The sequence below is a fragment of the Streptomyces sp. SAI-135 genome (genome assembly GCF_029893805.1).
Taxonomy (GTDB): Bacteria; Actinomycetota; Actinomycetes; order Streptomycetales; family Streptomycetaceae; genus Streptomyces.
In genome coordinates, this window is record NZ_JARXYP010000002.1 from 6134014 (window position 1) to 6146645 (window position 12632).

The window sequence follows — 12632 nt, forward strand, 5'->3', positions numbered from 1 at the left end:
CGGTGCACGCGGCAATTCCGGCGGCGGCCAGTCCCGCGGCCTACGCGCGCGGCGACGACCGGCACGTCTTCCACCGCGGTACCGACACCTTCCTGCGCGAGTGGTGGTGGTCCCCGGCGCTCGGCTGGCGTTTCGGCGACCTGAGCACGGTGGCGCTCGGCGTCCCGGCCGCGGGAAGTCCGGCCGCGTACCTCCTGGGCGCCAGCCAGCACGTCGTCTACCGGGGCACCGACGACCGGGTGCACGAGCTGTGGTGGAGCCCCGGCTCGGGCGGCTGGCGGCGCGGTGACCTGGACGCGGCGGCGCAGGGCATCCCCGCGGCGGGCGACCCCACGGCGTACACCGTCGCGGGTGAACAGCGGGTCGTCTTCCGTGGCACCGACGGCCTGCTGCACGAACTGTGCTGGGCGGCGTCGCGCGGATGGTTCGTCGGCGAGCTGTGACCGGTCCGCGGGCGCGGCCGGACGGTGTCACACCGAGCAGCCCAGGTCGTCCGGGAGACTCAGGGCGACCGGGGCGGCCGCGCCCGCGGGGAACAGCGTGCGCAGGGTGAAGGCGTACGGGGTCGGCCCGTTGGTGCGCAGGTGCAGCAGACGGGACTCGGCCTCGGCGACAGTCGGGCGGTGGCCGGCCGGGACCCACCACAGGGCCACCATCGCCTCCTGGACCCGTTCGAAGAACTCCCTGCGGCGGGCGAGCATCTCGCGGTGCCGGCCCTGGTACATGTACGCCGTCAGCGCCTCGGCGTCCCGCCACACCGACATGTTGATGATCAGCCACTCGTCGCCGAAGACCGCGATGTCCGTGGCGTCGCCGGAGTCGCCCTCCAGCCGCCAGACGAAACCGTCGGCCGCGTCCGCGTCGGCGTTCACGGGATCGAGGTTGTCGACGAAGTCCTTCAACTGCGCGGAGTCCAGCGGGGCCCTGAGACGGCCGATGTTCACCTGGGCGAGTCGGTACACGGTGGCGTCAGTCATGGACCGAACGTTAGGTAGGCGGCCCGTCGGCTCTCAATCCCCGTCTCACTCCTTGGAGTTGAGCACGGCCTTCATCACCGACCGGGCGATCGGCGCCGCCACCCCGCCCCCGGTGATGTCCCCGCGGACCGCCGACGCGTCCTCCACCACCACGGCCACCGCGACCTTGGGCTCCACGTCCCGCTCGCCCTGCGCCCACGCCACGAACCAGGCGTAGGGCGTCCCGGCGTTGCCGATGCCGTGCTGGGCGGTGCCGGTCTTGCCGCCGACGATCGCGCCGGGGATGGCCGCGTTGGTGCCGGTGCCCTCGGTCACCACCTGCGTCATGAGCTCCTTCAGCACCTCGGCCGTCTCCGGGTACATCGCTTGCCGTACCGGACGCGAGCCCGCCGTGGACAGGACGGTGCCGCCGGCCGTCGTGGTCCGCTCCACCAGATAGGGCCTGCGGATCTGCCCGCCGTTGGCGACGGCCGCCGACACCATCGCCATCTGGAGCGGTGTCGCACGGGTGTTGTACTGCCCGATCGACGACAGGGCCAGCTGCGCCCGGTCGACGTTCGGGTCGAACGTGCTGCGGGCCACCGAGAAGGGGATCCGCAGCGCGTAGTCGTTGAAGCCGAAGGCGTGCGCGGTGGCCGTCATGTCACCCACTCCGACGTCCACGCCGAGCTTCGCGAACACCGTGTTGCACGACCACCGGAAGGCCTCCCGCAGGGACAGGTCCTCGCAGCCCTCGGACTCGTTGCTGAGCGAGGTGGTGGTTCCGGGCAGGGTGTACGGGGCCGGCGAGTCGGTCGGCGCGTCCACGTCCTTGATCACCCCGGCGTCCAGCGCGGCCGCCGCGGTGACCACCTTGAACGTCGAACCCGGCGGATAGGTCTGCCGCACCGCCCGGTTGAGCATCGGCTTGTCCGGGTTGGCGTTGAGCCACGTCCAGGAGCGGCCCACCCCGGCGTTGTTGCCCGACAGCACTCCCGGGTCGTACGACGGCGAGGACACCAGCGCGAGGATGCGTCCCGTCGCCGGCTCCACCGCCGCCACCGCGCCCTTGCGCCCGTCCAGCCCGTCGAAGGCCGCCTCCTGCGCGGCCGCGTCGAGGGTCGTGACGACGTCCCCGCCCGGGGCGCGTCTGCGCGTGAAGTCGTTCCACAGCGGGAACGGCGTCAGCATCGGGTCCGAGCCCGACAGGACCGCGTCCTCGGCGTGCTCCAGCAGGGTCGTGCCGTACTCCTGCGAGGCGAAGCCGGTGACCGGCGCGTACAAGGGCCCGTCCCGGTAGGTCCGTTCGTAGCGCAGCTGCTCGCCGGTGTCCCGGGATCCGGTGACCGGCCGCCCGCCGACCAGGATGTCCCCGCGCTCCCGGCCGTAACGGGCGATGTTCTCGCGCCGGTTGGCCGGGTTCTCGGCGTGGACGCGGGCCTGGAAGACCTGGACGCGGGCCGCGTTGACGAGGAGCGCCACGAGCAGCAGGACGCAGAAGCAGGCGGCGTGCCGAATGTAACGGGTCATGCCGGGGCCTCGTGAGGTCACGGGGTCTCCTTGTCGTCGTACGGGCCGCGGGCCGAGTCGCTCACCCGGATCAGCAGGGCGACGATCGCCCAGTTGGTGACGACCGACGAGCCGCCCTGTGCGAGGAACGGCATCGCCATGCCGGTGAGCGGGATCAGTCCGCCGACCCCGCCCGCGATCACGAACACCTGGAGCGCGACGATCGAGGCGAGGCCGATCGCCAGGAGCCGCCCGAAGGGGTCGAGCAGGGCGAGGCCCGCCCGGTAGCCGCGCTCCACGAGAAGGGCGTACAGCAGGAAGATCGCGGACAGGCCGGCCAGGCCCAGCTCCTCGCCGGCCGTCGCCAGGATGAAGTCGGACTTCACGGCGAAGCCGATCAGGACGGAGTGGCCGAGCCCGAGCCCGGTGCCGAGAATCCCGCCCGCCGCGAAGGCGAACAGGGACTGCGCGAGCTGGTTCGGTCCCTGGCCCGCCTCGATCGACGCGAACGGGTGCAGCCAGTCCTCCACCCTGCTGTGCACATGCGGTTCCAGCCAGCCCACGGCGATGGCGCCGACGACGGCCAGCAGCAGGCCCAGCGCGATCCAGCCGGTGAGCCCGGTGGCGACGTACAGCAGGACGACGAACAGCCCGAAGAACAGCAGCGAGGTGCCGAGGTCCCGTTCCAGGACCAGCACTCCGACGCTGATCAGCCAGATGGCGAGCAGCGGGCCCAGCACCCGGCCGGTGGGCAGCTGCAACCCCCAGAACCGCCGTCCGGAGGAAGCCAGCGCGTTCCGGTTGGTCGCGAGATACGCGGCGAAGAACACCGCGAGGAGCACCTTCGCGAACTCGCCCGGCTGGATGGAGAACCCGGCGATCCGGATCCAGATGCGGGCGCCGTTCACGGCGGGGAACAGGATCGGCAGGACCAGCAGGGCGAGCGCGGCGGCGACACAGACGTAGGAGTACCGCTGGAGCACGCGGTGGTCGCGCAGCGTCAGCACGACCACGATGAACAGGGCCACCCCGACGGTGGACCACACGAGCTGGGTGGGGGCCGCGTGGTCGCCGGGCGTCTCCAGGTCGAGCCGGTAGATCAGCACCAGGCCCAGGCCGTTGAGCAGCACGCCGATGGGCAGCAGCAGCGGATCGGCGTACGGCGCCCTCAGCCGCACCGCCAGATGGGCGACGAGCGCGAGCACACCGAGCCCGGCGCCGTAGCCGGCGGCGCCGGGCGGGACGGTGCCGTTCCTGGCGAGTCCGACGGCGCAGTACCCGTACACCGACAGCAGGACGGCGAGGACGATGAGGGACAGTTCGATGCCACGGCGTCGGGGCAGGGGTACCGCGCGGACGGAGGGGGCGGCGGGGGCCACGGTGGTTCCGGCCTTGGTCATGTCCGGAACTTACCCAAATCGGACGTGATGTCTGCTTAGTTTGCGCGGGGTGTCAGCACCAGCGTGGCGCCGTGCCGATGGTCCTGATGTACCGGGCCGAGCCCCAGGCCCAGGTGCCGTCCGTCAGGAGGTACCACTGGCGGTTGCCCTGGACGCTCTGGCCGTTGGTCCGGCAGAAGATGGAGACGACCTCACCCCGCTCGGCCCACCGGATGATCTGCCCGCCCCGGTTGGGCGCACTGCGCAGTGCCAGCGAACTGGCCGTCACCACACCTCTGGCCAGGCGCTGGTTCTGATTCTGGCTTTGATTCTGGTTCTGGTTCTGACTCTGGTTCTGGTGGTTCCCCGAGGCGCTCTGCGGGTCGTCGCCCCACTCGTCGCCGGCGACGGCGGGCGTGGCGAGGGCGGTGACGGCGAGGGCGCAGGCGGCGACGGCTATGGGGAGACGGGAGCGCAGGGACATGGGGGGACCTCCGTGAGGGGGGTGCGAACCTGACTGTTCGCCACGTTAGGAGGCGTGCGGACCCGTCGCCTTTTCAGATGGGCCATAGGAGCAGGACCTATCGCAACGTCAGAGTCGCGACCGCCCCGCCGTCGTCCGCGTTCGAGAACGACAGCCGGGCCCCGAGGACCTCCGCCTGTCCCACCGCGATGGTCAGCCCCAGCCCGTGCCCCCGGGCCCCGCCCTCCGTACGGAACCGCTGCGGCCCGTGCTCGACGAGATACTCCGGAAACCCGTCCCCGTGGTCCCGGACGGTCACGACCGCCCCGTCGACCGTCAAGGACACCGGCCCCCGCCCGTGCCGGTGCGCGTTGGCCACCAGATTGCCCAGCACCCGCTCCAGCCGCCGCCGGTCCGTCTCCACGGCCAGATCCCGTACGACGACGACCTCGGTGTCGGTCCCGGACGCCCGCACCACCCGCTCGGCCAGCGCGCCCAGGCGTTCCGCGTCCAGCTCCACCCTCTCCCGGCCGGTGTCCAGCCGGGAGATCTCCAGCAGGTCCTCCGTCAGCGTCCGCAGCGCGGCCACCCGGTCCCGCACCAGCTCGGTGGGCCGCCCCGGCGGCAGCAGCTCGGCCGCCGCGTGCAGCCCCGTCAACGGCGTGCGCAGCTCATGGGCCACGTCCGCGGTGAAGCGCTGCTCGCTCAGCAGCTTCCCCTGCAAGGACCCCGCCATGGAGTCCAGCGCGGCGGCCACCGCGGCCACCTCGTCCTGCGGCCGCGACGGATCCTTCGTCCGCGGATCGCCGACCCGGGCGTCGAGGTCGCCCGCGCTGATCCGCCGGGCCACCCGGGCGGTGGTGTGCAGCCGGGTCGTCACCCGGGTCACCGCGAACGCCCCCACCAGCAGGGTCGCCGTGATCGCCGGCACCGACGACCACAGGATCGCCCGGTCGAGGCCCGCGATCGTCCGTGCCCCCTGCGAGTAGTCCACCTCCACGGCCAGCGCCCGGTCCCCGTCCACCGGTCCCGCCGCCCACATCGCGGGCCGACCGCGGTGCTCGCCGACCATCGTCCCGCGGTCCCCGCCCACCGCCAGCTCACGCAGCGACCCGGGCAGGTCCGGTGGATCCACGCCCGCGTCCCACATCAGCGTGTCCCCGGCCTCGTACGCCTCGGTCGCGTCCTTCAGCCGGCTCAGCGCCAGGTGACGGGCCTCGCCGACGGTCTGGTCGGTGACCGAGACATGCACGAGGACACCGAGCAGCGCGGCGAGGGCGCAGCACATCACGGTGATGAACACGGCGGCCTTCACGGCCAGCGTGCCGGACCAGCGGGGCAGGGCGAGCCTCATCGCGAGCTCGCGGACGGTCCGGGCGCCGGGCTCGGCGCGTTCCCGAGGGCACGGCTGCCGGTGCGCAGCATCTCGTCATGGGTGAGGAGCATCGACTTCTGCTCGGGATCCCAGGTCCACTGGAGCCGGTACTCGTATCCGGCCACCTCGGACGGCGAACGGATGATCACCGAGCGCCCGGCGAGCTCCACCCCGCTGACCGCGTCCTCCCAGTGCATGACCCGCACCAGCCGGTGCTTCTCGACGGTGTAGACGCGTACGGCGGTGACATGGCCGGGCAGCTGCCGGAAGCCGAGCGTCAGGTCCTCGTGCCCGTCACCGGTCAGGTCGCGGTAGTACGGCCGCAGCACGGGGCACCTCTTCCCGGCCGCCCCCGTCTTCCCGCAGTCGGCCATCCGGCGGGCCGTCTCGGCGTACCCCGTGCCGGCGTAGCTGCTCGGGTCCGCCTTGATCTCGGCGCGCACGACGGCGACGGGATCCACCGCGCGGACGTCGTCGCCGGGCACGGAGACGCCGGCCACCGGCTCCGAGTCCACCTCGCCGATCTCGAAGGCCGGGCTGGAGGCGGGCGTCAGCCGCGGCCACAGCCGGTCCGGGCTGATCGCGGTCGGCGTCGGGCCCGCGCCCACCAGGCCGCCCGCGTCGCCGCAGCCCGCCGCGGCCGCGACCAACAGGGTGACGGCGGCTACGGCGCGGGTCGTGCGGGGTGCGCGGCGGGCGGGGGGCACTGTGCTCCTGGGATCGGGGCCGGTCGGGGCTGCCGGCCCCGTACACACTATTCGTACGGACGTCCTTCCTGCCGTCCGGCGGGACCGGGCGGCACCTGCCCGGTCGGCTCCTCTACTCGGTCAGCTCCTCCAGCAGCCGGGCCGTCGACAGCCCTGCCCGCAGGTACTCGACGAACAGCTCGTTGTGCAGCGCCCACGGTGAGCGGCGGCCCCGGATCAGCCGGATCGCCGCGTCGGCGGTGTGCCCCCTGCGGACCAGGGCGTGCGCGACGACCAGGCCCGAGCGGTTGTAGCCGTGGTAACAGCGGACGAGGACCTTGCGGCCCTCGTCCAGTGCGTCGCTCGCGGCCTGTGCCAGGCGCATCACGCCCGCGAGCTGGGTCCCGTCCAGCGGGCCGTCCGGAATCGGCCACACATGGTGCTCGACCCCGGGATCGGGACCGTGGCCCGGCAGCCGCAGCAGCGTCTGGACGAGCTCGAACTCGTCCCGTACGACGGCGAACTCCCGTTGCCCTGACAGGCCCCGGAACTCGTGTCCGCCCATCCACAGCCCGGGCACGATCTCGTCCCAGGGCCGGTCCGGAGCCGGTACGTCGGGTTGCTTCCTGCGGGTCCGCAACAGCGCCTCCCCAAGCCCCTGCGCCAAGCCCTGCAACTCCTGGCAACTCACCCCAAAGGTAACCGGCTTCTTGCCTGCGCAGCACCCCGCCTGTTCCCATGGACCATGGGGTGATGGTGCATGAGCGGACTGCGCGTCGTACCGACCTGGCGCCATGGTCAGGAGCGGCTCTACGTCTGCCTCACGGACGGCAGGAACATCGCCTGGTACGACCGTGAGGCGGCCCGGATCAATCTGCTGAGCGAGGACCGCAGAGAGGACGTGCTCGACGCCCTCGGGCCCTTCCTGACCGGCCGGGTGGCCGTGGGCCCGCCCCCGGTGCCGACGCCCGCCGAACTGGCCCGGCTCTCCCTCCACCCGGACGACGACCTCGCCCCCAACCGGCCCGGCGAGGCCCTCCAGATCGCCCTGGACCGGGACCCCGGTCCCGCGCACCGGCTCCGCCGCGACCCCCGGCGGCGCGCGCTGGAGGCCGAGCAGACCGTGGGCGAGGCGCTGGACCGCCTCGACGGCGCGGGCTGGCACGCCCTGCACTCCGTGCCGCTGCCCGGCGGCGACCGCGTCCACCATCTGGTGATCGGCCCCGGCGGACTGTTCGCCGTGCACACGCTGTACGCCCGCAAGCAGCGGGTGACGGTCGCCGACCCGATGGTCGCCCTGGGCCGCAGGGACCCGCACCCCCTGCTCCGCCGCGTCCGCGCCGACGCCGACCGCGCCTCCTACGCCCTGACCGCCGAGGTCCACCCGGTCCTCGTCCTCGTCGGCCCCTCCGACCTCGCGATCACCCTCCCGCCCCGCGAGGTCCGCGTCCTGCGCGACACGGACCTGGAAGACCTCACCCGCCTCGGCGGCGTCCTCAAGCCGGCGGACGTGGAGGCCCTGCACGCGATGGCGAGGGACCGGCACACCTGGGCCAAGGTCTGAACACGGCGGGTTGAGGTTGCGTGGGACGCGGGGGCCGCAGGGCCTGGACACGATGGGCTGAGTTCGCGTAGTGGGCGCGGGGGCGGCAGGTCCTGGACACGCTGGGCTGAGGTTGCGTGGGTGTGCGGGGTGGCGGGGCCTGGGCGTCGTGGGTTGAGGTGGCGTGGTGGTGCGGGGGTGGCGGGGCCTGGATGTCGTGGGCTGAGCCCACCCGGCAGCGCGGGGGCGGCAAGGCCTGAACACGGCTCACGGCAGCCCACCCAGGGGCGCGGGGAACTGCGCGACAAGCCCCCACCGGCCGGCAGCCGCCCGACAACCCCCCTCTGAACACCGCTCACGGCAGCCCACCCAGGGGCGCGGGGAACTGCGCGCCAAGCCCCCACCGGCCGGCAGCCGCCCGACAACCCCCCTCTGAACACCGCTCACGGCAGCCCACCCAGGGGCGCGGGGAACTGCGCGCCAAGCCCCCACCGGCCGGCACCCGCCCGACAACCCCCCTCTGAACACCGCTCACGGCAGCCCACCCAGGGGCGCGGGGAACTGCGCGACAAGCCCCCACCGGCCCGCACCCGCCCCACAACCCCACCCGGCACCCCCCTCGCGCACCTCACGGCAACGGCGACGCCCGCTCACCGTCCAGCAACGGCCCCAGCAGATCGCCGTAGTCCTGCAACCGCGCCCCCATGTCCCCGGCCTCGAAGGCCAGTTGCCCAGGCGCCCCACACTCCTCCACCTCCGTCCAGGTCACCGGCGCCGACACCAACGGCCGCGCCCGCGCCCGCAACGTGTACGGAGTCGCCGTCGTCTTACGGGCAGCGTTCTGGCTCCAGTCCACGAAGACCTTCCCGGGCCGCAGACTGCGCGTCATCCGGTGCAGCGCCAGCCGCGGCATCGCCCGCTCCGCCTCCACGGCGAGCTGCTTCGCGTACTCCGACACCTGCTCGGACGAGGCACCCCGCACCGCCGCCAGCAGGTGCAGCCCCTTGGACCCGGCGGTCTTCGGGTACGCCTCGATGCCGTCCGCCGCCAGCCGCTCCCGCAGCCACAGCGCCACCTCGCAGCACTCGACGACCGTCGCGGGCGGGCCCGGATCCAGGTCGAGGACCAGGCGGTCGGCCTCCTCGGGCGAGTCGACCAGCCACTGGTGGGTGTGGAACTCCGTGACCAGGTTGGCCGCCCACATCAGGCTCGCCAGGTCCTGGACCAGCACCATCCGGGCCGGCCCCTCCGAGCGGGGCACCTCGGCCGTGGTGACCCAGTCGGGCGTACCCGGCGGAACGTTCTTGGCGAAGAAGACCTGACCGTCGGGGCCGTCCGGGTAGCGCAGGAAGGAGACGGCACGGTCCCGCAGATGGGGGAGGAGGACGTCGGCCGCGGTGGCGTAGTAGTGGAGCACCTCGCCCTTGGTGAAGCCGGTGGCCGGATACAGCACCTTCTCCAGATTGCTGAGCGCGAGCCGTCGCCCCTCCACCTCTGTGATCGGCGTCATACGATGAGAATCTCATGCAAAGAGGGATAGAACGGCACAAAACCCCAGAAAGGGTGCTGCTGGTGAGATCCATATGGAACGGCGCCATCTCCTTCGGCCTGGTCAGCATCCCGATCAAGCTGGTCAACGCCACCGAGAGCCACTCGATCTCCTTCCGCCAGATCCACACCGAGGACGGCGGACGGGTCCGCTACCGCAAGGTCTGCGAGCTGGAGGACCGGGAGATCAGCCAGGCGGAGATCGGCAAGGGGTACGAGGACGCGGACGGCACCATCATCCCGATCACCGACGAGGACCTGGCCCACCTGCCGCTCCCGACGGCCAAGACCATCGAGATCGTCGCCTTCGTGCCGGCCGAACGGATCGACCCCCTCCAGATGGACGCGTCGTACTACCTCCAGGCGGGCGGCGCCCCCGCGGCCAAGCCGTACACCCTGCTGAGGGAGGCGCTCAAGCGCAGCAACAAGGTGGCCATCGCCAAGTTCGCCCTGCGCGGCCGCGAACGCCTCGGCATGCTCCGGGTGGTCGAGGACGCCATCGCCCTGCACGGGCTGCTGTGGCCGGACGAGGTCCGCGCGCCCGAGGGACTCGCCCCCGACACCAAGGTCACCGTCAGCGACAAGGAACTCGACCTGGCCGACGCCCTGATGGACACCCTCGGCGAGATCGACCTGGACGAACTGCACGACGAGTACCGCGAGGCGCTGGAGGAGGTCGTCGCCGCGAAGGCCGCGGGGGAGGCCCCGCCGGAGTCCCCGGAACCGGCCCGCAGCGGCAAGGTGCTCGACCTCATGGCCGCGCTGGAGAAGAGCGTGCGGGAGGCGAAGGAGTCGCGGGGCGAGGAGCCGGGGGAGGTCAGGCAGTTGCCGCAGCGGAAGTCGGCGCGGTCCGCGCCCAAGGAGACCGGCGGGAAGAAGTCGACGGCCAGGACCGCCAAGAGCACCACGACGAAGAAGACGGCGGCCGCCAAGAAGACGACGGCGAAGTCCTCCCAGGGGACGAAGAAGACGGCGGCGGCCAAGAAGGCGTCGACCGCGAAGAAGACGGCGGCCAAGAAGACCACCGCCCGCAAGCGGACCGCGTGACCTGCGCACCACCGCCCGAGGAAGGCACCGCGCAGGTCGCGTCAGCCGTGCCGCGAGGTCAGTCGACGACCTTCGCGGACTCGATGATCACCGGCTGCGTCGGCACGTCGCCGTGCCCGCGGCTGCTGCCGGTGCGCACGCCCTTGATCTGGTCGACGACGTCCTGGCCCTCGGCGACCTTGCCGAACACGGTGTAGCCCCAGCCGTTCGGGCTCTTGGCCGTGAAGTTGAGGAACTCGTTGTCCGAGACGTTGATGAAGAACTGCGCGGTCGCCGAGTGCGGGTCGCTGGTGCGCGCCATCGCCACGGTGTACGCGGTGTTCTTCAGGCCGTTGTCGGCCTCGTTCGGGACCGGCGCGAGCGTGGGCTTCTGCACCATGTCCGGCGTGAAACCGCCGCCCTGGACCATGAAGCCGTCGATCACCCGGTGGAAGATCGTGCCGTCGTAGTGCCCGTTGCCGACGTACTTCAGGAAGTTCTCGACCGTCTTGGGCGCCTCGGCGTCGGCCAGCTCGAGGACGATACGGCCGAAGTTGGTGGTCAGCTCGACCCTGGACATGGGAATCGTCCCTTTCTGGTGGGGCATGACCGAAGCATCTTGTCACACGGCGGTCATGGCGCCGGTGACGACAGGGGGGCCTCGCCCGTGACGCTCGCGGTCGTGCCGGGCCGCGGGGTCGGTACGACCGAGGGCTCGGAAGGGGCGGGCGACGGTGACACCGGGCCGGTGCGGGTGGGCGGGGGGCTGCTCGCCGGGGCCAGCGGCACCGAGGAACGGCCGGAGTCCGTACCGGGCAGCGCGGCCACGATCCCGGCCGTGAGGGCGGCGGCCACCAGTGCTCCGACGGCGCCCGAGACCGCCGTACGACGGCGTCGGATCCGTCGGCCGCCGGCGACGGCCGCGTCGGTGACGCTGGGCAGGGCCGGTTCCCGCCCGCCGTCGAGGATGGCCTCGAAGGCGTCCCGCACGCGGTCGCCCTCCCCGTAACGGTCCCAGTCGTCCATGTGCCCACTCACCTCCCGCTCGTCTCGCCCGCCAGGCCCTCGACGAGCCCGCGCAGCCGGACGAGCCCACGGGCGCTCTGGCTCTTGACCGTGCCCGGGGTCACGCGCAACGCCTCGGCGGTCTGCTCCACACTCCAGTCCTCCCAGAACCGCAGTACCAGGACCGCCCGGTAGCGGGGCGGCAGTTCCATCAGCGCGGCCTGCATCACCAGCCGCAGCTCGGGTGTGACGGCCGGCTCGGCGACGGCCGGCTCCGGGACCTCCTCGGTCGGCTCCTCCCGCCAACTCCGCTTGCGGTACTGGTCGATGAAGACGCGGGTGAGGATCGTACGGGCGTAGGCCTCGACGTTGCCGTCGCGGCGGATCCGGCCCCAGGAGGCGTACAGCTTCATCAGAGTCGTCTGGGTGAGGTCCTGGGCCTGGTGCCAGTCCCCGCACAGCAGGTACGCGCTGCGTCTGAGCTGCCCCTGCCGGGCCTCGGCGAACTCCCGGAACTCCCGCTCCCGGACTGCTTCCCGCACCCGCCCCGACCCTCCGCCGAACCCGTCACACCTGTCCTTCAGAGGTACGGCGGGACGCTCCACGAGGTTGCACGCCCGGCAGGAAAACTTTCCGCACCCGTCCGTGCAACCCGTCCAGGCACCCGCCCCGTACTCCTCTCACGCAACCGACCCACCGACAGAGGAGCAGCCTTGACGAACCGCCGTGCCATCCGACCCACCCGCCGCCTCCTGATCGGCGTCCTCGCGGGAACCGCCGCGGCCGTGGGCGGCTGGGCCGCGCTCGCGGACGCCGCGACGCCGTCGCCGACGTCGGCCCCTTCGACCCCGCCGTCGCCGGTCCCGTCCGCGGCGCCTTCCACGGCCCCCTCGGCTGTGCCGTCACCCGTGCCGAGCACGGTCCCGTCGGCGGGGCCGTCCGAGCCGAGCCCGGTCCCGGCAGCACCGACGACTGTGCCGAGCCCGGTGCCGACGGTCGTGCCGAAGGAGCGGCCGGCAACCGCCCCGAGCCCCGCTCCGGCGGAGCCGACCACCGTGGCGAGCCCCGTACCGTCGGTCGCGGAGCGGCCGTCGAAGTAGGCACCCCGGACCGGACCACGGGTGCGGCTTTCGCCGTGGCCG

At 72.5% G+C, this 12632-nt stretch carries 15 protein-coding genes; 4 read left to right on the top strand and 11 right to left on the bottom strand.

The window, feature by feature from the left end:
• Positions 1–2 precede the first annotated feature (2 nt).
• Positions 3–443 carry a hypothetical protein gene (locus tag M2163_RS32450; RefSeq protein ID WP_280895742.1) on the top strand — a complete coding sequence of 147 codons (441 nt, stop codon included), beginning with the start codon at positions 3–5 and terminating at the stop codon, positions 441–443.
• Positions 444–470: 27 nt separating this feature from the next.
• Here the strand turns inward: M2163_RS32450 and M2163_RS32455 are convergent, their stop codons facing one another.
• From M2163_RS32455 to M2163_RS32485, 7 genes are all read right to left on the bottom strand, one after another.
• Positions 471–977, bottom strand: coding sequence for a DUF3291 domain-containing protein (locus M2163_RS32455; protein ID WP_280849350.1), 507 nt, complete (start codon positions 975–977; stop codon positions 471–473).
• A gap of 45 nt (positions 978–1022) precedes the next feature.
• A complete protein-coding gene (locus M2163_RS32460) occupies positions 1023–2486 on the bottom strand; it encodes a penicillin-binding transpeptidase domain-containing protein (RefSeq protein WP_280854093.1) in 1464 nt (487 codons plus the stop codon).
• Between the two features lie 17 nt (positions 2487–2503).
• The gene (locus M2163_RS32465; RefSeq protein WP_280849349.1) at positions 2504–3865 is read right to left on the bottom strand and encodes an FtsW/RodA/SpoVE family cell cycle protein; all 1362 of its coding nucleotides are present in this window, start codon (positions 3863–3865) and stop codon (positions 2504–2506) included.
• A 52-nt stretch (positions 3866–3917) separates the two neighbouring features.
• Positions 3918–4328: an SH3 domain-containing protein gene (locus tag M2163_RS32470; protein WP_280895743.1), complete on the bottom strand. Its 411-nt coding sequence runs from the start codon at positions 4326–4328 to the stop codon at positions 3918–3920.
• A gap of 97 nt (positions 4329–4425) precedes the next feature.
• Entirely contained in the window at positions 4426–5661 is a 1236-nt protein-coding gene (locus M2163_RS32475) for a HAMP domain-containing sensor histidine kinase (protein ID WP_280849347.1), read from the bottom strand.
• On the bottom strand, positions 5658–6389 hold the full coding sequence (locus M2163_RS32480) for a hypothetical protein (RefSeq protein ID WP_280895744.1): 732 nt from the start codon (positions 6387–6389) through the stop codon (positions 5658–5660). Before M2163_RS32480 ends, M2163_RS32475 begins: the two co-directional genes overlap by 4 nt.
• Before the next feature lie 112 nt (positions 6390–6501).
• The gene (locus tag M2163_RS32485) at positions 6502–7008 is read right to left on the bottom strand and encodes a dual specificity protein phosphatase family protein (protein WP_280854092.1); all 507 of its coding nucleotides are present in this window, start codon (positions 7006–7008) and stop codon (positions 6502–6504) included.
• A gap of 120 nt (positions 7009–7128) precedes the next feature.
• Between M2163_RS32485 and M2163_RS32490 the strand changes: the two genes are divergently transcribed.
• Positions 7129–7932 (top strand): nuclease-related domain-containing protein, encoded by an 804-nt coding sequence (locus M2163_RS32490; protein WP_280895745.1) that lies wholly within the window; start codon positions 7129–7131, stop codon positions 7930–7932.
• 607 nt (positions 7933–8539) lie between these two features.
• On the opposite strand, the gene ligD is transcribed toward M2163_RS32490, so the two are convergent.
• Positions 8540–9421, bottom strand: a complete 882-nt coding sequence (ligD, locus tag M2163_RS32495) for a non-homologous end-joining DNA ligase (protein WP_280895746.1) — start codon at positions 9419–9421, stop codon at positions 8540–8542.
• 53 nt (positions 9422–9474) lie between these two features.
• Here ligD and M2163_RS32500 point away from each other — a divergent pair, with 53 nt between their 5' ends.
• Positions 9475–10506 (top strand): Ku protein, encoded by a 1032-nt coding sequence (locus M2163_RS32500; RefSeq protein WP_280897352.1) that lies wholly within the window; start codon positions 9475–9477, stop codon positions 10504–10506.
• A gap of 58 nt (positions 10507–10564) precedes the next feature.
• Here the strand turns inward: M2163_RS32500 and M2163_RS32505 are convergent, their stop codons facing one another.
• Genes M2163_RS32505 through M2163_RS32515 form a run of 3 tightly spaced genes read right to left on the bottom strand, consistent with a single transcriptional unit; the run spans position 10565 to position 12032 of the window.
• Positions 10565–11071, bottom strand: a complete 507-nt coding sequence (locus M2163_RS32505; RefSeq protein WP_348540979.1) for a peptidylprolyl isomerase — start codon at positions 11069–11071, stop codon at positions 10565–10567.
• Between the two features lie 47 nt (positions 11072–11118).
• Entirely contained in the window at positions 11119–11511 is a 393-nt protein-coding gene (locus M2163_RS32510; RefSeq protein WP_280849341.1) for a hypothetical protein, read from the bottom strand.
• An 8-nt stretch (positions 11512–11519) separates the two neighbouring features.
• Complete coding sequence (locus M2163_RS32515) at positions 11520–12032, bottom strand: SigE family RNA polymerase sigma factor (RefSeq protein WP_280849340.1); 513 nt, start codon at positions 12030–12032, stop codon at positions 11520–11522.
• A 171-nt stretch (positions 12033–12203) separates the two neighbouring features.
• Here M2163_RS32515 and M2163_RS32520 point away from each other — a divergent pair, with 171 nt between their 5' ends.
• A complete protein-coding gene (locus M2163_RS32520) occupies positions 12204–12590 on the top strand; it encodes a hypothetical protein (RefSeq protein ID WP_280849339.1) in 387 nt (128 codons plus the stop codon).
• The last annotated feature ends 42 nt before the right edge of the window (positions 12591–12632 follow it).